This is a genomic window from Amycolatopsis sp. CA-161197 (assembly GCF_050942255.1).
Taxonomy (GTDB): Bacteria; Actinomycetota; Actinomycetes; order Mycobacteriales; family Pseudonocardiaceae; genus Amycolatopsis.
Genome location: NZ_CP192059.1, coordinates 8,170,998 through 8,190,094, shown reverse-complemented (window position 1 = coordinate 8,190,094; position 19,097 = coordinate 8,170,998). Strand labels below are relative to the sequence as shown.

General features: G+C 70.8%; 14 protein-coding genes. 10 read left to right on the top strand and 4 right to left on the bottom strand.

Features of this window, described 5'->3' with window-relative positions:
- Window positions 1–27 precede the first annotated feature (27 nt).
- Both ACQPXB_RS38755 and ACQPXB_RS38750 read left to right on the top strand, forming a co-directional pair.
- Window positions 28–951: an ATP-binding cassette domain-containing protein gene (locus tag ACQPXB_RS38755; protein ID WP_366584113.1), complete on the top strand. Its 924-nt coding sequence runs from the start codon at window positions 28–30 to the stop codon at window positions 949–951.
- A gap of 94 nt (window positions 952–1,045) precedes the next feature.
- Window positions 1,046–1,780 (top strand): ABC transporter permease, encoded by a 735-nt coding sequence (locus tag ACQPXB_RS38750; RefSeq protein WP_432846648.1) that lies wholly within the window; start codon window positions 1,046–1,048, stop codon window positions 1,778–1,780.
- 1,283 nt (window positions 1,781–3,063) lie between these two features.
- On the opposite strand, the gene ACQPXB_RS38745 is transcribed toward ACQPXB_RS38750, so the two are convergent.
- On the bottom strand, window positions 3,064–3,828 hold the full coding sequence (locus tag ACQPXB_RS38745; protein WP_386947283.1) for an AfsR/SARP family transcriptional regulator: 765 nt from the start codon (window positions 3,826–3,828) through the stop codon (window positions 3,064–3,066).
- A gap of 285 nt (window positions 3,829–4,113) precedes the next feature.
- Between ACQPXB_RS38745 and ACQPXB_RS38740 the strand changes: the two genes are divergently transcribed.
- Window positions 4,114–4,722, top strand: a complete 609-nt coding sequence (locus ACQPXB_RS38740) for a ScbR family autoregulator-binding transcription factor (RefSeq protein WP_432846645.1) — start codon at window positions 4,114–4,116, stop codon at window positions 4,720–4,722.
- A gap of 6 nt (window positions 4,723–4,728) precedes the next feature.
- On the opposite strand, the gene ACQPXB_RS38735 is transcribed toward ACQPXB_RS38740, so the two are convergent.
- Window positions 4,729–5,355: a ScbR family autoregulator-binding transcription factor gene (locus ACQPXB_RS38735; RefSeq protein WP_364060871.1), complete on the bottom strand. Its 627-nt coding sequence runs from the start codon at window positions 5,353–5,355 to the stop codon at window positions 4,729–4,731.
- A 192-nt stretch (window positions 5,356–5,547) separates the two neighbouring features.
- On the opposite strand from ACQPXB_RS38735, the gene ACQPXB_RS38730 reads away from it, so the two are divergent.
- The 4 genes from ACQPXB_RS38730 (at window position 5,548) to ACQPXB_RS38715 (ending at window position 11,984) form a co-directional block, all read left to right on the top strand.
- Window positions 5,548–6,516, top strand: a complete 969-nt coding sequence (locus ACQPXB_RS38730) for a ScbA/BarX family gamma-butyrolactone biosynthesis protein (protein ID WP_432846643.1) — start codon at window positions 5,548–5,550, stop codon at window positions 6,514–6,516.
- A complete protein-coding gene (locus ACQPXB_RS38725; protein ID WP_432846641.1) occupies window positions 6,513–7,490 on the top strand; it encodes an NAD-dependent epimerase/dehydratase family protein in 978 nt (325 codons plus the stop codon). Before ACQPXB_RS38730 ends, ACQPXB_RS38725 begins: the two co-directional genes overlap by 4 nt.
- A 135-nt stretch (window positions 7,491–7,625) precedes the next feature.
- Entirely contained in the window at window positions 7,626–8,534 is a 909-nt protein-coding gene (locus tag ACQPXB_RS38720; protein WP_432846639.1) for a ribonuclease Z, read from the top strand.
- Between the two features lie 78 nt (window positions 8,535–8,612).
- A complete protein-coding gene (locus ACQPXB_RS38715; protein ID WP_432846637.1) occupies window positions 8,613–11,984 on the top strand; it encodes a TM0106 family RecB-like putative nuclease in 3,372 nt (1,123 codons plus the stop codon).
- Between the two features lie 1,408 nt (window positions 11,985–13,392).
- On the opposite strand, the gene ACQPXB_RS38710 is transcribed toward ACQPXB_RS38715, so the two are convergent.
- On the bottom strand, window positions 13,393–14,928 hold the full coding sequence (locus ACQPXB_RS38710) for an FAD-dependent monooxygenase (protein WP_432846635.1): 1,536 nt from the start codon (window positions 14,926–14,928) through the stop codon (window positions 13,393–13,395).
- A 126-nt stretch (window positions 14,929–15,054) separates the two neighbouring features.
- Complete coding sequence (locus ACQPXB_RS38705; protein WP_432846634.1) at window positions 15,055–15,813, bottom strand: DeoR/GlpR family DNA-binding transcription regulator; 759 nt, start codon at window positions 15,811–15,813, stop codon at window positions 15,055–15,057.
- 107 nt (window positions 15,814–15,920) lie between these two features.
- On the opposite strand from ACQPXB_RS38705, the gene ACQPXB_RS38700 reads away from it, so the two are divergent.
- From ACQPXB_RS38700 to ACQPXB_RS38690, 3 genes are all read left to right on the top strand, one after another.
- The gene (locus tag ACQPXB_RS38700; protein WP_432846631.1) at window positions 15,921–16,583 is read left to right on the top strand and encodes a TetR/AcrR family transcriptional regulator; all 663 of its coding nucleotides are present in this window, start codon (window positions 15,921–15,923) and stop codon (window positions 16,581–16,583) included.
- A gap of 12 nt (window positions 16,584–16,595) precedes the next feature.
- Window positions 16,596–17,717, top strand: a complete 1,122-nt coding sequence (locus tag ACQPXB_RS38695; RefSeq protein WP_432846629.1) for an FAD-dependent oxidoreductase — start codon at window positions 16,596–16,598, stop codon at window positions 17,715–17,717.
- A gap of 154 nt (window positions 17,718–17,871) precedes the next feature.
- Window positions 17,872–19,065 carry an MFS transporter gene (locus ACQPXB_RS38690; RefSeq protein ID WP_432846627.1) on the top strand — a complete coding sequence of 398 codons (1,194 nt, stop codon included), beginning with the start codon at window positions 17,872–17,874 and terminating at the stop codon, window positions 19,063–19,065.
- Window positions 19,066–19,097 lie beyond the last annotated feature (32 nt).

The window sequence follows — 19,097 nt, the reverse complement described above, 5'->3', positions numbered from 1 at the left end:
CTTGACCCGAACGAGGAGAGGTAACCGATGGTCACCGGCTACGCAATAGAAGCACGGGGGCTGCGCAAGTCCTATGGCGACGTCGACGTGCTGGAGAGCGTCGACCTCAGCGTGGAGCGGGGCACGATGTTCGCGCTCCTGGGCCCCAACGGCGCCGGAAAGACCACCACCGTGCGGATTCTCAGCACGCTCCTGGAGGCCGACGGCGGCACGGTGACCGTCAACGGCCACGACCTCAAGGGCCCCAAGCGCAAGGTGCGCGAGCAGATCGGCCTGACCGGCCAGGACACCGCGGTCGACGAGCTGCTCACCGGCCGCGAGAACCTCGAGATGATGGCGCGGCTGTTCCACCTCTCGACCGCCGACGCGAAGGCGCGCGCCACGGAACTGCTCGCGCAGTTCGACCTCGTGGACGCGTCGACGCGGCAGGTCAAGACGTACTCCGGGGGCATGCGCCGCCGGCTGGACCTCGCGATCAGCCTCATCACGTCGCCGCCGGTGCTGTTCCTCGACGAGCCGACCACCGGTCTCGACCCGCGCAGCCGCTCGGCGATGTGGGACGCGATCCGGCAGCTGCTCGACGGCGGCACCACGATCCTGCTCACCACTCAGTACCTCGAGGAAGCCGACCAGCTCGCCGACCGCATCGCCGTGATCGACAAGGGCCGCGTGGTCGCCGAGGGCACGGCGGCCGAGCTCAAGCGCCGTGTCGGCACGGAGCGGCTCAAGCTCACCTTCGCCACCCCCGTGGAGGCGGAGCGCGCGCACACCGTCGTCGAGGGCGTGCTGCTCGACACGACGGTGAGCATCGCGATCGACAACCCCGCGCAGGTGCGGCGGGTGCTCAACCAGGTCGCCGACGCGGGCCTCGAAACCACCGGTCTCGAGCTCTCCGAGCCGACCCTCGACGACGTCTTCCACACCCTGACCTCAACCGCGGGAGAGAAGTGAGATGACCCAGACCCTGTCGAGGGAGACGGAGGGGACCCGGATCCCCGCCACTCCCGCCCGTTCGGCGCTGTCGCTCGCGGCGTCCGACTACCGGGTGCTGATCGGGCGCAACCTGAAGCACATCACCCGCAACCCGGAGATGCTGATCCAGGCGGTCTCGCTGCCGATCGTGCTGCTCCTGCTGTTCCGCTTCATGTTCGGTGGTGCCATCAACCTGCCCGGCATGAACTACATCGACTACCTGGTGCCGGGCCTGATCGTGATCAGCATCGGCTTCAACTCCACGTCCACTGTGGTCGGTGTATCCGCCGACCTCACCAACGGTCTCGTGGAACGCTTCCGGTCGATGCCGATGGCCGGGTCGGCTGTGCTGGTCGGCCACGTGGTTTCCGGGGTGCTGCGCAGCCTGCTCTCGCTCGTGGTGATGGTGGCTGTCGGGCTTGCCATCGGCTTCCGGCCCGGTGGTGGCGTTCTCGGGTGGCTTGGCGCGGTGGGCCTGCTGGTGCTCTTTGCGGCCGGTGTGTTCTGGCTGGCTACGTTGCTCGGGTCGATCGCGAAGACGGTGGAGGGGGCGAGTGGCTTGGGCATGATCCTGGTGTTCGTGCCCTACGCCACCAGCGCGTTGGTGCCGACGGCGTCGATGCCGAGCGTGCTGCGGGTGATTGTGGACAACCAGCCGGTGACGGTGTTGATCGATGCTGTTCGGCATCTGATGAACGGGTCCGAGTTGGGTGCCACGGGGTGGCTGGCGTTGGCGTGGTGGGTTCCGATCACGGCGGTCGCGGCGGTGCTGACGGTGCGGAAGTTCCATCAGCGGGCGACGGTCTGAGATTGGCTCTTCTGGGGCGGCCCGCTTCGTGCGGGTCGCCCTTTCGTCGTGTGCAAGGTCGACTTTAGGTGGGTCGGGCACGCTGCGTTGAGCAGCCAAGACCAGTGCGTGAAGTGAGGTGGCAGGATGCCGACCCGCATCGATGAGTTGCCGGCCGATGTGCTCGACGTGTGGCTCGCCCCATTGGCGGATGATCCGGCCGGGGCCGTGGCGTTTCTTGCCGAGGTGACCGATCGGGTTGCCCGCCGGAGTGGGGGTGGGCGGGTGTTGGTGCTCGGTGGGGGGCCGGTTGCGGATGCGTTGGCCGGGGAGGGTTACGCGGTCGACGTGGGTTCGTTTTCGCTTGGGTTGCCGGTGGGGTCGCGGTTTGATGCGGTTTTTCTCGGTGGTGACGGGTTGTCGCGGATCTCGGGGCAGCGGGGGCAGGTGCGGGCGGTTCGTTCGCTGGCGAGGGTGTTGCGGCCGGGTGGGGCGTTGGTGGTGCAGGGGAGGCAGCCGGATCCTCGAAGGTGGGGTGCGGAGGGGTGGGTGGATTGTGTTCGGCAGACGGTGGAGCTGGGTGGGGTTGTTTTGCGGTATGTGTGGCCGGCTGAGTTGGATTTGATGGCTGAGTTGGCGGAGTTGGCGTTGGATTCGCGGTGGGGTGGGTGGTACGGGGAGCCGGTTGAGTGTGGGGGGCCGGTGGTTTCTGTGTATCGGAGTTGAGGGGGTTCTGGTTGTGGTGCCGGCTCGGCGTGCTGCGCACACCATTGCCGGTTGTCGGGTGGGTGGTGGGGAGCCCCGATTTTTGATTGTGACGACGGTAGGGATCGGCTTGTCAAGGCGGGAAAGCGTGCCTTGACAAGCCGATCCCTACCGTGTTGGGGAAAAGCATCGGGGGGCCGGGTGGGGGAAGGGTTCGGGGAGGGGATGGGGGAACGTGGCGTGCGGTGCCGGGTGGCGGTTGGTGAGTGGCAAGGGCACGCGTGGGGGGTGTGGAGTGGTGGCTGTGGTGCGCGGCCGGCGGTTGGGGTGGTAGGCGCCGGGGTCAGGTGGGGGTGTGGGTTGTATGGGCGGCCGGCGGTTCGGGGTGTGCCGGAGCGTCCCAATGTGGCGTTGGTTGCGTTGGGTGCACTCAATGTGGCGTTCGGTGCGTTGGGCAACCACCGCCACATTGGGGCGGTGGCGGTGGTGGTGTGCCGTCGGGCGGCGGAGCGGGAGTGTCGTGAGTGAAGGAGACCGAGCAACAAGAAAGGCCCGCCTACTGCAATGAAAGCAGTAGCGGGCCTTCTTGTTGTGCGGAGTTACACGGCGTCGGACATTTCTCCCACCAGGATGCTCTGGTGGAGTTTGCGGAGGGAGACGCCGGGTTCGATTCCGAGTTGCTGTACCAGGTTCTGGCGGGCCGAGGCGAAGGTTTCCAGGGCTTCGGCGCGGCGGTTGGAGCGTAGGAGCGCGGTCATGAGGTATTCGTAGAAGGTTTCGCGCAGGGTGTGTTCCTTGGCCAGCGCCGAGAGTTGGCCGACGACCTCGCGGTGGCGGCCGATGAGCAGCTCGGTTTCCATGAGCAGCTCCAGGCATTCCAGGCGGGTCTCCTCCAGGAGGGTGGCGTAGGCCTGTACGTCCGGGGAATCCGTGAAGCCGCCGAAGGCGGGGCCGCGCCAGAGGGAGGCGGCGTGGCGGAGGACGGTGGCGGCCTGGCCGTAGCTGCGGTCCCAGTGGAGGGCGCGGCCTTCCTGGTAGAGGCGGGTGAAGCGGTCGGCGTCGAGTTCGTCGATGCCGACGTGGAGGGAGTAGCCGCGTGGGCTGGTGACCACGGGGCTGTCCTCGGCGTCGGCCGGGGTGCCGCGGAGGAGCTTGCGCAGCTGGGAAACGTAGACGTACAGCGCGGCGCTCGCGCGCGCCGGTGGGTTTTCGCCCCAGATTTCGCCGATGAGGTGCTCGGTGGTGACCACCTGGTTGCTCTTGGCCAGCAGCACGGCGAGCAGCGTCTCGATCTTGCGCGCCCGGGGTGCGCTGACACCGGGCCGGCCGCTGACTCTGATCTGCCCCAGAATTTCGTAGTTCATCATGAACGCCCTCCGGTGTCCGCGTCGTCGGGGGGCCGGCATCGGCGGCGCCCCCAGCGCCCCTGCCTGCCGGACTTGCCTGGCCCCACGTGAGCAACTTACCAAACCGGGAGGTCGGTTTTCAAGACAAAACCGGGAGGTCGGTCTGTTTTGATCAAGGAAAAACCGCCTCGGTCCAGGTAGTGGCCCTGAATTGTGCCCGGAATCCTTGTAAACCGGGCGGTTGGTATCTTACTCTGATCAGGTCGGCACGGACGTGCGCGGCCGGAGTGGATGGGGACGACGGTGACGAAGCAGGCGCGCGCGGAGCAGACCCGGCTCTTGTTGCTGGAAGCCGCCGCCGAGCTGCTGCACCGCGACGGCTACGCGGCCACGAGCATGGTGGACATCGCGCGCCAGGCGGGCGTCACCAAGGGCGGCCTGTACTTCCACTTCTCCTCGAAGGACGAGGTCTGCGACGAGGTCCAGGGCGCCGCGGTGGCCGTGCTCCAGGAGCACGTGGACCGCGTCGACCGCCGGAGCGGCGCGCCCGCCCTGCGCAGGCTCGCGGAGCTCAGCCGCGCCCTCATGCACTGGCTCGGCGCGGATCCCAAGGTCGGCGCCAGTTTCCGGCTCACACGCGAGATGGGCTCGAAGGACGCCCGCTACGTCGCCTTCACACGCGCCTGGCTCGCCCAGGTGCGGCGCTACATCGCCGAGGCGCACGACGCCGGCGAGCTCAGCGCGGAGGTCCTGCCCGACATGGCGACGCTGCTGGTGGTCGTGACCTGTGTGGGCCTCGAGTCGGTGGTCGCGAGCGGCACGATCCCGGCCGACACCGACCTCACGCGCACGCTTTCCGAGCTCTGGCGCGTGATCGAGCTGGCCGAGCCGGTGCCGAGCACCGCGCGATGAGCCGCCTCAGGCGGGCTGCTCTTCGAGGACCCCGGCCGGGTTGAACTTGTGCAGCCGGCGCGGCGGCACGATCGAGGGCAGCAGCGTCGCCCACATGAACGTGACGCGCTCGCGCAGGTCGGTCCGGTCCGTGAGGACCTGGGAGCTCAGCTGGATCCCCGTGAACGACCCGACGGCGTACTGCGCGAGATCGTGGGTGTTGATCTCCTTGCGCACGTCACCCGAGGCCTTCGCGGCGAGCAGGCACCCGTGGACGAGGTCGATCCACTGCTTGTAGGCGTTGGCGGCCGGCGTGACGAACGAACCCTGCTCGATGACGAGCCGGATGCTGGCGCGCACGAAGACATCGTTCTGCAACCCGGTGGCAAGGGTGTGGCACCAGTCGATCACCGTCTGCAGCCCTGGGTTCGTCAGCGCCGGCGACGAGTCCGCCACCGCAAACTGCTCCTGCATCAGCGCTTCGGCGAGATCTTCCTTCGACTTGAAGTGGAAGTACAGCGCACCCTTGGTCACGCCGGCCTCGGCCAGGATGTCGGACAGGCTCGCCCCGAGGAATCCGACCGCGTCGAACCGCGACGCCGCGGCGGCGAGGATGGTCTTACGGGTCTGCTCCGCGCGTTCCTGGCGAGCCACGCCTGACTCCTTCGTGCACAAGGGGATGAGGTCCGTCGTGGACCGGTGCAAGCGCTCAGTGTACCGGTCGGCGGGCCGAAGAGCCAGCGAAAAAAACCGGTAGGTAGGTATGGTTTTGGCTCTCGGATTCCGCTAGAAATTGAACGGGGGAGCACTGGGGAAACTGGGGAATTTCTTTCTGGGAGGTCCGACATGGTCGGCACACTGCTAGTGGAGACAGTAGGAAGATCATCCACTGAAACGATCGATGAAACTCCGGCGAAGAGACCGATTGACTTCCAGCAGACGATCCCGCGCAGCCTCGTGCACCGCGCGGCTGTCTCGGAAGTCTTCGTCACCGATCTGAACATCCTGGGGCCGGGACGCTTCGAGCTCGGCGCCCAGTGGCCGCGGCGCCACGGCTTCTTCGGCCCGCGCACACCGGCTTCACACGACCCGTTGCTGTACACCGAAACCTGCCGGCAAGCCGCGATGCTGCTCGCCCACCGGGCGTACGGGGTGCCCCTCGGCTACAACTTCCTATCCGACCACAAGGCGTACGAGGTCGACGAGGCAGGGCTGGCCACCGACACCCGGCCGGTGAACGTGGTGCTGCAGGTCAGCGCGCACGACGTGCAGTACCGCGGCAAGCAGGTCGGCGGCATGCGGTACGAGTTCGACGTGTTCCGCGACGGCACGCACATGGGCACGGCTTCGGAGCGCTGGCGGTGCGTGTCGTCGGCGGTCTACCGGCGGCTGCGCGGCGAGCACTTCGCGGCGACGCCGTTCCAGGTCACGGTGCTGCCCACCGTCGAACCGGCCGAGGTCGGGCGCAACCACGCGCAGGACGTGCTGGTCGCGGCCACTTCGGAGACGGGCGTCTGGGCCCTGCAGTTCGACCCGGACCACGCGGTGCTGTTCGACCACACGGTGGACCACGTGCCCGGCATGGTCATGGTCGAGGCCGCGCGGCAGGCCGCGTTGCTCACGGTCGGCGACCCGCACGCATTGCCGCTACGGGCGGAGATCGAGTTCGACGCCTACGTTGAGTTCGATGCCGAATGCCTTGTCGTGGCCACGGAACTGGCCCCGGCGGAGGACGACTGCCGCCTGGTGCGCGTGGAGTTCCGGCAGTACGGCAAGACCGCCGTGACGACCACGCTGGCGATGCGTCTGTCATGACTGCCGACCTGGGGGCGGTCAGTACGACAGACATCCTGGTCACCGGCGCCACCGGCTTCATCGGCTCGGCCGTGGTGCGGGAGCTCGTCGCGAGCGGGTGCGGCCCGCGCGTGCGGGTCCTCGTGCGGCGGCCGCTGCCCGACTGGCCGGCGGACACGGGCGTGCGAGCCGTGGTGGGTGACCTCACCGACCCGGCGAGCCTGGCCGGGACGTGCACGGGCGTCACCACGCTCGTGCACCTCGCGGCGCAGGTCGGCGGGGACGAACAGCTGTGCACCGCCGTCAACGAGGACGGCACCCGCGCGCTGCTCGCGGAAGCGGCGCGTGCCGGCACCACGCGGCTGCTGCACCTGAGCACCTGCGCGGTCTACCGCGACGGCGACCACCGCGGCGCGTCGGAGTCGGCGCTGGTCACGGGTCCGGCATCGGCCACGAGCCGCAGCCGGCTCGCGGCCGAACGGCTCGTGCGCGCGGCCGGTGGTGTGGTCCTGCGGCCGCACCTGGTCTACGGCGTCGGCGACCGGCACGTCGTCCCCGCGCTGGTGCGGTGGCTGCGTGCGGTCCCGGCGTGGGCGGCGGGCGGCGACGCGCGGACGTCGGTGGTCTCGGCCACGGATCTCGCGGCGGTGCTCGTCGCGTTGATCCACCGGCCGGGCCCGCCGGGGGAGGTCTTCCACGTGGCCGACCCGCGGCCCGTGCGGATGCGGCGCCTGATCACGGCCGTGTGCGACCTGCTCGGTGAGCCGGTGCCCGCGGCGGACCTGCCGCTCGCGGAGCACCGCGAGCGGACGCGGGACGCGTTGCCGTGGCTCAGTGATCACCAGTATTCCCTGCTCACGCGCGACCACTGGTACGAGAGCAGCCGCGTCTGGGCCCGCACGGGCGTGTCGGCGGGGCCCGGCCTCGTCGCCCGCCTGGCCGAGGCGGCGGAGTACTACCGGGAAACGCTCTTCGGCCGCGTTGGCGGAATATGACGCGATTCGAAGATCGAATAACGCGGAAAGTGCCCGCTTGAATTCGCACAGCAATTTCGATCATGACGGCCACCCGGAATGGACCGGGTGGCCGTCCGCTTTTCCCGGCGGCCGGTGATCGTCGAAGATGGCGGCATGTCACGACGTGAGCTCGTGGTGCTCGGGTCGGCGAGCCAGACGCCGACCCGGCACCGCAACCACAACGGGTACCTCCTGCGTTTCGACACCGACGGCGTGCTGTTCGACCCGGGGGAGGGCACGCAGCGGCAGATGACCCACGCCGGCGTGGCCGCCGCGGAGCTCACGCGCATCTGCATCACCCACTTCCACGGCGACCACAGCCTCGGCCTCTCCGCCGTGCTGCAGCGGCTGTCGCTCGACGCCGTGCCGCGGCCCGTGCGCTGCCACTACCCGGCCTCCGGCCAGGTGTTTTTCGAGCGGCTGCGCTACTCCACCGTCTACCACGAGCGCGCCGAGGTCGTCCCGCGGCCGGTGCTCGCCGACGGCTGGACCGACGGCCCGATGTCCGCTCACGTCCTCGACCACCGCATCGACTGCTTCGGCTACCGCTACACCGAACCCGACGGCATCCGCATGCTTCCCGACCGCCTCGCCGCGGCCGGCGTCCGTGGTCCGGACATCAGCCGGCTGGAGCGCGAAGGGTCGCTGGAGATCGACGGCCGCACTGTTCACCTCGCCGACGTCAGCGAGCCCAAACCCGGACAGGTCGTGGCGTTCGTCATGGACACCCGGCCGTGCGCGGGCGCCCTGGACTGCGCGCGCGACGCGGACCTGCTGGTCGCCGAGTCGACCTTCCGCGACGCCGACGCCGACATCGCCACCCGCTACGGCCACCTCACCAGCACCGACGCCGGGCGCCTCGCCGCCGAGGCGGGTGTGCGCAAGCTCGTGCTGACCCACTTCTCGCAGCGCTACCCCTATTCGGAGGCCGACGCGTTCGGGGAGGAGGCGGCGCAGGTGTTCGACGGGGAGATCCACGTGGCGCGCGACTTCGATGTGATCCCGTTGCCCCGGCGGCGCTGACGCTGTGACCTGGGCCGTCGGCGTGTCGGTGCCCGGGGTCGGCGGAGCGTGCCCGCGGTCGTGCCAGACTTCCGGGCGATGTACACGCCGTCCGATCTCGCCGATCTGCTCGAGTGCGAGCACCGGAGCGTCCTCACGCAGGCGCTGGCGGCGGGGCTGCCCGGCGCGCCGACGCCGGGCTCGGGGCCCGATCAGCTGGCTGTGAAGCACGGGCGCGCGCACGAGGAGGCGACGCTCGGGCGGCTGCGGGCCGAACGCAAGGTCGTGGAGATCGAGGAGCGGGACCCGGTCGTCGCCGCGAAGGCGACGGAGGAGGCGCTGCGCGCGGGCGCGCCCGTGGTCTACCAGGCCGTGTTCCACGACGACGAGTTCACCGGCCGCGCCGATTTCCTTCTGCGCGACGACGAAGGCCGCTACGAGGTCTACGACACCAAGCTCGCCCGGCACGCCAAGCCGTCCGCCGTGGTCCAGCTGACGGCCTACGCCGACGCGTTGCGCCGGGCCGGGTGGCCCGCTGGTCCGGACATGCACCTGCTGCTGGGCGACGGCACCACCCGCACCCTGCGCGTGGACGACTTCCTCCCGCTGCTCGACCGCTTGCGCTCGCGGCTGCGCGATCGCCCGGCCCGCCTGCCGTTGCAGCTGTGGGCCGACGAGCGGCCGGCGTGCGGAGCGTGCCGCTTCGCGCAGCACTGCTCGACCGCGCGGGAGGCGGACCGGGACCTGTCGCTCGTCGCGGGGATGCGCGGAGACCAGCGGCGCAAGCTCGTGACGGCCGGGCTAGCCACGATCGACAAGCTCGCCGCCGCCGGTCCGGACGACCGGCCGCGCGACATGTCGGCGACGACGTACACGACACTGCGCGCGCAGGCCGCGATCCAGGTCCGCCAGGACGAGACGGGCGAGCTCGCCTACGAGGTGATCGACCCCGCCGCGCTCGCCGAGCTGCCGCCGCCGAGCCCGGGCGACGTCTTCTTCGACATGGAAGGCGACCCGTACGCGCTGGCGGGCACCGGGCTCGAGTACCTGTTCGGTGCGGTGACGGACGACGCCGACGGCCGGCGGTTCACCCCGTTCTGGGCGCACAACCGCGCGCAGGAGAAGCGCGCGTTCGAGGAGTTCGTGGACTTCGCAGCCGCGCGGCTTGCCGAACACCCCGGTGCGCACGTCTACCACTACGCGCCGTACGAGGTCACGGCCATCAAGCGCCTCGCCGCCGTGCACGGCACCCGCGAGGAAGAGGTCGACGAGCTGCTGCGGGGCGGCGCGCTGGTGGACCTGTACGCCGTGGTGCGCAAGGCGTTGCGGGTCGGGCAGCGGTCGTACTCGATCAAGTACCTCGAGCCGCTGTACATGCCCGCCGCGCGCGAGGGCGACGTGAAGACGGCCGCGTCCAGCATCGAGGCGTACGAGGACTACCTCACCCTCACGGCCGCCGGCGAGCCCGAGCGGGCCGGTGAAGTGCTGCGCGGCATCGGTGAGTACAACGAGTACGACTGCGTGTCCACCTTGCGGCTGCTGGAGTTCCTGCACCGGGTGCGCGTGGACGAGGGCATCGAGCTCGCGGAGCCGGCACCGGAGTCCGATGTGGACGCTCTGCTGCGGGAGACCGAGGAAGACGTCGCGGCGCAACGGCGGGCGGAGCGCGCGGCCGCCATGGCGGCGCTCGTCGATCCCCTGCTGGAAGGCCTGCCCGACGACCCGGCCGAGCTCACGCCCGACGACCACGCCCGCGCCTTGCTCGCCGCGTCCGTGGGCTACCACCGGCGCGAGACCAACCCGGCGTGGTGGGAGTTCTTCCGGCAGCTGGCCGCACCGCTCGGCGACCTGGAGATCGACACGACGTGCGCGGTGCCCGTTTCGGTGTCGGCCGGCGAGTGGGTGCCGCCGTCGGGCCGGCTGCGCACGGCGAAGCGGACGCTCGTCGTGGCGTGCGACCCGGACCGGCCGCACCCGTTCGCGCCGGGTGACGACGTGCGCCTGCGTTATGGCGCCGAAGCGCGCGACGCGAAAGTGGTGGCTTCCTCGGCCGTCGAGCTGACGCTGGAGGAGAGCAGCGCCCCCGACGCGACGTCGAACGACCGCCCGGCCGCGGTGCTGCCCGGCAGCCCGGTGCGGCCGTCGCCGAAGGACGAGGCGGTGGCGGATCTCGCGCGGCTCGTCGGCGAAACCCTGCCCGCGTTGCCGAAGCACCCTGGTGTGGACCTCTTGCGCCGCACGGCGCCGCGGCTGCGGACCGGCGGCGCGTTGCCCGCCGCGGGAGCGGATCTGGTCGCGACGGTGATCGAGGCCGTCGACGCGCTCGACGGTTCCGTGCTCGCGGTGCAGGGCCCGCCGGGCGCGGGGAAGACGTACCTGGCGGGCAAGCTGATCGCGCACCTCGTGCGTTCGGGCCGGACGGTCGGGGTCACGTCCAACAGCCACAAGGCCGTGGAGAACGTGCTGTCCGCCGCGCTGGGCAACGATCCTTCGCTCGCGTGCGCCAAGCGTGCGAAGCGGACGCCGGACCCCGCGGCGCCGTGGGAACAGCCCAAGAACAACAACGCTTTGGTGCGCTGGCGCGAGGAACACGACACCGGGCACCTCGTGGGCGGCACGGCGTGGACGTTCGCCAACGCGGCCGTGCGCGCGGAGCCGTTCGACGTGCTCGTGATCGACGAGGCCGGCCAGTTCGCCCTGGCCGACGCGCTGGCGGTGTCGACGTGCGCGAAGAACGTGGTGCTGCTGGGTGATCCGCAGCAGCTGCCGCAGGTGGTGCAGGGCACGCACCCGGCGGGCGCGGAGGCGTCGGCGCTCGGGCACCTGATCGGTGACGCCGACATCATGCCGGCGCACCTGGGCTACTTCCTCGACCAGACGCGGCGCATGCACCCGGCGGTGTGCGCACCCGTGTCGCGGCTGTCGTACGCGGGGTTGCTGCACTCGCACCCGTCGGCGTCGCGATCGGTCGACGGGTTCGCGTCGGGGCTGTACTTGGCATCGGTGGAGCACCGCGGGAACACGACGCGTTCGGTGGAGGAGGCGGCCGAGGTCGTCTCGGTGATCTCGGCGCTGCACGGGCGCACGTGGGAGGGCCGCCCGCTGACGGACGCCGACTTCCTCGTGGTGGCGCCCTACAACCTGCAGGCCCGCGTGGTCACGCGCGCGCTGGCCGACGCCGGCTTCGGCGACGTCCGAGTGGGCACGGTCGACCGGTTCCAGGGCCAGGAGGCGCCGGTGGTGGTGACGACGATGACATCGTCCTCGGCCGTCGACCTTCCGCGCGGGCTCGACTTCCTGCTGTCGCGCAACCGGCTGAACGTCGCGCTCTCGCGGGCGCAGTCGGTGGCGGTGCTGGTGTGTTCGCCGCACCTGCTGGAGGCCGACATCCGCACGGTCGAGCAGATGCGGCTCGTGTCGGGGATGCTCGGGCTGCTGCAGGACGCGCTGCCCTGGCCTTCATCCGGATAAGGGCGTGCCCCCGGTCCCGTCGCTGCGGAGGGGGAGTTCGCGCGGGCCGGGAGCGGGGGCACTGTTTCCCGCCTCGGGCGCCGCGCCGATGGGGGGATCGGCGGGTGCGGGCGGGAGCTTTCTCTTGTGCGTGGCTTGCGTCGGTACGGGGGGTCGCCTCTCGGCGAGTGGCACGACCCGGCGTCTTGCGACGGCCCGGGAAGGCAAAGGGTGAGGCCCGGGGACACCCGCCGTACCGACACTCTGTACAACGCCTGCGCGGGGCCGGTGTTCCGGATTTCCCTTGTGACGCAGGTCGCTCAGGTGATTTTCATGATCCACTGTGGACGTTTGGATACTCCTGCTCCTGCCGCGGCAGTGGGTCCGGCGACAGGAGCAGGAGCACATGAGCCCACCCCGCGCTGCCTGGGGGCAACTGCGGCGCAGCGGGGTGGGGTGGTCCGAAGGGGTTGGTTCGAGGCCGGTGCGGGGGTCGCCTCTCGGCGGTTGGCGCGACCCGGCGTCTGTGCGACGGTCCGGGAAGGCAGTGGGTGGAGCCCGGGGACACCACCGCACCGGCAAAGGTTGTAACCAGTGCCGGTTCTTCGGTATTCCCGGCGTTCTGGATGATCCACAGTGGAGGGTAGGGGTGCTCCCGCTCCCGGCTCCGCCGGCTGGGGGTCCGGCGAGCGAGAGCAGGAGCACTGGTGCCCGCCCCGCGCCGCGTTGGGGGAGCGCAGGGCAGCGGGGCGGGTGGTCTGGCGTCGGCACGGGGGTCGCCTCTCGGCGAGTGACGCAACCCGGGGCCGGCGAACCGGCTGTCCGGGAAGGTGAAGTGTGGAGCCCGGGGACCCACCCGCACCGACAGTGAGTACAACGCCCACGCCCCCCGAATGTTCCACGGCCCGCGAGTGACGTGGATCGCGACCGTTCGGGTGATGGCTCGGCCACGTGCCGAGCTGCGGGCGTCGGAGCCACCGGGTCGGTCAGCTGCGCCTGCCGGTCGAGGAGGCCCGGGTGGATGCGGGAGTCGCGGCGGCACAGGGGAAACGAGCGCCGCCGGAACGTCGCCGGGCGACTCCGGTCGGCGAAGGTTGCCGGGGCGCCGTGCCGCCCGGGACCTTCGGCGTGCGTCGGCGCCGCGTCGCCTTCGGCAGTGAGCGCCTGCGACGCGTGTGGTCCAGACCGCGACCGGCGTGCGCTTCACGTCGCTCCCGCTGACGCGCGACCGCGTGTGGCAAGCGCTCTCCTCCCGGGGCGAGTGAGGGTGTGTTTGTGTGGCCCCCTGGGCGCGGAAGGGGACTACCAGGGGGCCTGGCCCGCCGCCCGGTCGGGGGAATGTCGAGGCTGAGCGGGTTGTCGGTGACACTAGCGGTAGAAGTCGATCTTTGATCAGTCCACGAAACGGTGAATCAATCAGGGTGAACTATTACTCTTGGTGATCGTCGGTGGTGAGGCGGTTTCCGGCCCCTTCCGGCGCGCCGGACCACATCGCGAGGGCGTCGCGGAGGCCGGCCGGATCGACGGGCGAGTCGAGCGGCGCGGCCCACGCGATGTGCGCGTCCGGGCGGACGAGGAGGGCGTCGGCGGGGCGGAGCGCGGTCTTGGCGGTGCGGAGAGCCACGCGGGGAGCCCAGGGTTCGGCGGCCGCCCGGAGCTCCGGGCGGTCCGCGAGGTCGAGGAACACCGGCCGGCCCGGGCTCAGCAGCGAGGCGAGCGACGACGGGCCCTCGTCGGTGGTCAGGGGGAAGTCGCGGGCGAAGGTGCCGGCCAGGGGGTGGTCCGAACCGGGCGCCGGGTAGCGCAGGTCGGTGCCGCCGATGGCCGCGGCGAGGCGGTGCAACGGTTGTTCGTCGGTGAGGAGCTCCTGGAACAGCGTGCGCAGCGCGTCGGCAGCGGGGTCGTGGCCGCGGCGGAGCGCGGCCTGCGCGCTGGTCTGCAAGAGAGCGCGGCTGCCGGCGTAGTGGCGTTCGGCGTGGTAGCTGTCGAGCAGTCCCGGCGGCGCCCAGCCGTGCACGGCGGCGGCGAGTTTCCACGCCAGGTTGACCGAATCGAGCATGCCGAGATTGAGCGACGCGCCCGAGGAAGCCAGCAGGTGCGCCGCGTCGCCGGCGAGGAGGACGCGTCCGACGCGGTACTCGGGGACCTGCCGGCCCTGCCACTGGTAGCGCGACAGCCGCCGCACCTCGCCGAGCGGCAACGGAACCCCGAGCACACGGCGGACGCTGGCCTGGAACTCGGCTTCGGTCATCGGGCTGAGGTCGTCGTACTCGGTCGTCTCTTGTTCGACGGTGTTGATCAGCAGAACGTCCGTCCCGATCGTGCCGAACGCGAACACTCCGCTGTCGGTCCGCGTGAAACCCTGGCGCAGCAGCCCCAATCCGGGTACGTCGAGGTCGCCGTTCCGCCTCACCGAGTCCGGCACCGTCGCCTCGACGAGCCGGTTCACCTCCGGGTAGGTCGTGCCCGGAAACGGCACCCCGAGGACCTCGCGGACCCGGCTGCGGCCGCCGTCGCAGCCCACGACGAAGCGAGCCGTGAGCTGGTACGGCCCGTCGGGACCCCGCACGTCCACCGTCACTGCCGTGTCTTCGCGAAGGCCGACGACCTCGTGCCCCTCACGGATCTCCGCCCCGAGCTCGGTTGCGTACTCGGCGAGCGTGCGTTCGAGCACCGGCTGCGGGATGCCGAGCGCGTAGTACGCCGGCTCGGCCAGGCGCGAGAGGTCCAGCTGCGTCCCGCCGAACGGCAACGACGGCGCCGCGCGCACCGGGGAAGCCGCCGCTTCGAGCCGCTCCAGCACCCCGCGGTAGCGCAGCAGCTCCACGATCTGGCCGCCGAGACCGTTGGCGCGCGCGACTTCCCGGCGCTGCGGCTGCCGTTCCAGCACCAGCGGCCGCACCCCGGCCAGGCGCAGCTCGGCGGCCAGGACCAGGCCGGCCGCGCCGGCACCCACGATGATCACGTCGTGCACTTCGTACCCCCGTTTCGCTGACGGCCGCCGATTCTGCGGCACGACGGGGGTCTTGCGGCAAGCCCCGGGGTGCGCTATAGCTTGAGAGTGGGAGACGTCCAGTGTGGACGGATCCCCTCACGCCACCCGGACCTCGACCCCGGCTTGGCGAAATCGGTCCAGTGCTTCCGAAGGCGCCTCGGCGTCGGTGACCAGTACGTCCACGTCCTGCATCCCGCACACGGTCGCCAGCGCGGTGCGCGAGAACTTGGCGCTCTCGGCAACCAGCACAGTGCGCCGTGAAGACCGCTTCGCAGCGCGCTTCACGGCGGCGTCCTGCAGGTCGTGGGCCGTGACGCCATCGTCGGGCGACAGGCCGCAGCAGGTGAGCACGAACGTGTCGAACCGCAGCGCGGCGAGCGCGGCCTCGGTGATCGGGCCGACCATCGAGCCCTCGCCGAAACGCGTGGTTCCGCCGGGCAGCAGCAGGTTCACCGACGAGCTCTCCGCCAGCGCGGTCGCGCTCGGCAGCGCGAGCGGCATGACCGTCAGGCGCCGGCCCGCGAGGGCGCGCGCGACCGCGAGCCCGCTCGTACCGCTGTCGACGACCACGGCCTCGCCGTCGCGCACCAGGCCACCGACCACGGCCGCGATCCGGTCTTTCGCCGCTGCGGACTCCACCGCGCGCAGCGCGAACGGCAGCTCCTCGCCACGCATCAGCAGGCTCACCGCGCCACCTCGTACGCGGCGCAGCGTGCCCTGCTCGGCCAGCGAGTCGAGGTCGCGCCGGATGGTCACCTCCGACGTGTCCAGCTCGCCGGCCAGCTCGCCGACGTCGACGCGGCCGTCGCGCCGGAGCCGCTCGAGGATGCGTTCGTGCCGGGGGTTGCCTCGCATGACTGCCGAACTTACCTCCCTTTCGTTCGAAAGGCCTGGGCGTCTGTGACGACGAACATGTTCGTTACGACCTTGTTCGGAACGAACATGTTCGTTACCGTGAGGACATGACCGCACCACGCAGCCGCCGGGAACGTCCGGCCAAGCCGGCCCTGACCAGGGCCGGGATCATCACGGCCGCGCTCGCGATCCTGCGCGCCGAAGGCCTGTCCCGGCTGACGATGCGCCGGCTTGCGCAGGAGCTCGACACCGGTGCGGCGTCGCTGTACGTCTACGTCCACAACACCGTGGAGCTCCACGCGGCGGTGCTCGACGAGCTGCTCGCCGAGGTCGAGCCGGCTCCGGCGGCCGGTACCTGGGCGGAGCGGCTCGAAGCGGTGCTCGGCTCGTACACGGCGGTGCTGTTCCGCTATCCCGGGCTGGCGCAGTCGGCGCTCGTGGCCCGCCCGCGCGGGGACAACTACCTGCGGCTGGTGGACACGCTGCTCGCGCTGCTGGCCGAGGGCGAGGTGCCGGGTGCGCAGGCGGCGTGGGGCGTCGACCTGCTGCTCCAGCTGGCCACGGCGACCGCGGCCGAACACGCCGACGAGCGCCCCGAAGACCGCGAAGCGTTTCAGGCCCTGGCGGCCGTCATCCACGACGCGTCACCCGAGAAGTACCCGCACTTGGCCGCGGCCGGGCCCGACCTGCTGTCCGGCGCGCCCGGGCAACGCTTGTCCTGGGCGTTCCGCGCGCTGATCGCCGGAATCGCCGCGACCCCGAGAACCTGAAGGAGAAAGACCATGAAGATCACCGTCATCGGAGCCGGTCTCGGCGGGCTGACGCTCGCGGCCGTGCTCAACCGCAACGGCGTCGAGGCCACCGTGCTGGACCTCGACGCGTCGGCCGCGGCCCGCTCACAGGGCGGGATGCTCGACATCCACGAGGAAACCGGTCAGGCCGCGTTGCGCGCGGCCGGCCTGTACGAGGAGTTCCTGCCGCTGATCCACCGCGGCGGGGAGGCCATGCGCGTGCTGGACCGGCACGCGGTGGTGCGACTGTCCGAAGAGGACGATGGTCACGGCGCCCGGCCGGAGGTCGAGCGCGGCGCGTTGCGCGACCTGCTGCTCTCGTCGCTGCCGGAGGGCACCGTGCGGTGGGGTGCCAAGGTCGTTTCGGCCCGTCCGCTGGGTGATGGCCGCCACGAGGTGACGCTGGCCGACGGTTCGACGCTGGAGACCGACGTGCTCGTCGGAGCCGACGGGGCCTGGTCCCGGATCCGGCCCCTCGTCTCGGCCGAAGTGCCCGCGTACACCGGGATTTCGTTCGTGGAGCTGGATTTGCTGGACGTCGCCACCCGGCACCCGGAAAGCGCGGCACTCATCGGCGGCGGAATGTTCATGGCGCTCGGCCCGGGGAAGGGGATTCTGGCGCACCGGGAGCCGGACGGCAGCGTGCACGTCTACGTCGCCCTCCAGGTTCCCGAGGGCTGGGTTTCCTCGCTCGACCTATCGGGCGCGCAGCTGGCGCGAGAGTTCGCCGGCTGGGCCCCGGAACTGAAGGCCTTGATCGAGTCGGCCGACACGGAGCTGGTGCCGCGGCCGATCCACGCGTTGCCGATCGGCCACGAGTGGGCGCGCGTGCCCGGCGTGACGCTGGTGGGCGACGCGGCGCACCTGATGTCGCCGTTCGCCGGTGAGGGTGCCAACCTGGCCATGATCGACGGCGCCGAGTTGGCGCTGGCCCTGGTCGAGTCAGGCGGCGACGTCGAGGCGGCCTTGGCGCGGTACGAGAAGGCGCTGTTCCCGCGCAGCGAGGAAGCCGCGCGGGGTTCGGCGGAGAACCTGGTGACCTCGTTCGCCGAGGACGCACCCGACCGGCTGCTCACGGTGTTCGACGGGCACTACTGTGCCGATCAGTACTGATCCGAACACAGTCACGGCCGAATGGTTTCGTAGCAACGATTGCGTGCCGCTTGGGGAGTCGGCCTACTTTTGGCCGGATCAGTAAATTCCGTCGACCGCTGCGGTGAAGATCGTTACGCTCGGGGGCTCGTCCGACCCGGGGGGATGATCTGGCGTGCGGAGCCGTGGTGGGGCGGTGCTGCTGGCGGCCTTGGTGGTCGACTCGGTGGGCAACGGGTTGTTCCAGCCGCTGTCGGTGTTGTTCTTCGCGAAGCTCACCACGGTGCCGCTGGCGCTGATCGGCGTGCTGCTCAGCGCGGCGAACGCGCTCACGCTGCCGGTGCCGCTGATCGCCGGGCGGCTGGCCGACCGGATGGGCCCGTGGGTGCTGGTGGTCGCCGCGCAAGGCGCGCAGGGCGTTGGGTTTCTGCTGTTCACGCGCGTGACCGGGCCCACCGGGATCTTCCTCACCGCCGCGCTCGTGGCGGTCGGGGTGCGGTTCTTCTGGTCGTCGGTGTTCACCGCGGTCGCGGATTTCGTCGACGGCAGCGAGAAACCGCGGAGCAAGGACTCCTGGTTCGCGTGGATGAACGTCACCCGCACGGCCGGACTGGCCATCGGCGGCCTGATCACCGGGGTCGTCGTCACCATCGGGACGCCGGAGGCGTATCGCGCGATCGCGTACGGCTCGGCGGCCTGTTTTCTCTGTGCGGGACTGGCGATCGCGGTGCGCGTGCGGGCGCCGCGGCGTGCGGAGGGCGACGCCGGCGGGTACCGGGGGATGCTGCGGGCGCGGCCGTTCCTGGCCTTCACGGGGCTGAACGCGGTGTTCGCGTTGACGAGCATGATGCTGGCGCTCGGGTTGCCGGTGTTCGTGACCGTGGGGCTGCACGGTCCGCCGTGGCTGGCGCCCGCGATGCTGGTGGGCAACACCGTGCTGCTCACGGTGCTCACCGCGCCGGCCGTGCGGCTGGTGTCGCCGCTGCGCCGGACGCGCGTGCTGATGGCCTCGGCGGTGCTGTGGGCGGCGTGGTGCCTGGCGTTCGCGCTGCTGGTGCCGGGGCAGCTCGGGTGGGTGGTGCCGGTGCTGCTGGGCGCGACGTTCCTGTTCACCGCGGCCGAGACCGTGCACGGCCCGGTGTCGCAGTCGCTGGCCACCGAGCTGTCGCCGCCGGGCGCGCGAGGGCGTTACCTGGCGGTGTTCCAGTACTCGTTCACGGTCGCGAGCCTGGTGGCGCCGGCGTTCTTCACCACGTTGTTCGAGATCGGGTACTGGCTGCCGTGGCTGGTCCTGGGCGTGGTGAACGTGTTCGCGGCGCTGGCCATGCGGTTGCTGGAGCGCGTGATCCCCGTCGCGGCTACTACTTAAGGATTACGCGGGTCGAGCCGTCGAGCCGATTC

What these genes read in the sequence shown, in the direction of transcription:
- ACQPXB_RS38755 (WP_366584113.1), top strand. Translation starts at nt 28, where the DNA reads ATGGTCACCGGCTACGCAATAGAAGCACGGGGGCTGCGCAAGTCCTAT.
- ACQPXB_RS38745 (WP_386947283.1), bottom strand. Translation starts at nt 3,828, where the DNA reads ATGAACTACGAAATTCTGGGGCAGATCAGAGTCAGCGGCCGGCCCGGT.
- ACQPXB_RS38730 (WP_432846643.1), top strand. Translation starts at nt 5,548, where the DNA reads ATGGTCGGCACACTGCTAGTGGAGACAGTAGGAAGATCATCCACTGAA.
- ACQPXB_RS38725 (WP_432846641.1), top strand. Translation starts at nt 6,513, where the DNA reads ATGACTGCCGACCTGGGGGCGGTCAGTACGACAGACATCCTGGTCACC.
- ACQPXB_RS38720 (WP_432846639.1), top strand. Translation starts at nt 7,626, where the DNA reads ATGTCACGACGTGAGCTCGTGGTGCTCGGGTCGGCGAGCCAGACGCCG.
- ACQPXB_RS38715 (WP_432846637.1), top strand. Translation starts at nt 8,613, where the DNA reads ATGTACACGCCGTCCGATCTCGCCGATCTGCTCGAGTGCGAGCACCGG.
- ACQPXB_RS38705 (WP_432846634.1), bottom strand. Translation starts at nt 15,813, where the DNA reads ATGCGAGGCAACCCCCGGCACGAACGCATCCTCGAGCGGCTCCGGCGC.
- ACQPXB_RS38700 (WP_432846631.1), top strand. Translation starts at nt 15,921, where the DNA reads ATGACCGCACCACGCAGCCGCCGGGAACGTCCGGCCAAGCCGGCCCTG.
- ACQPXB_RS38695 (WP_432846629.1), top strand. Translation starts at nt 16,596, where the DNA reads ATGAAGATCACCGTCATCGGAGCCGGTCTCGGCGGGCTGACGCTCGCG.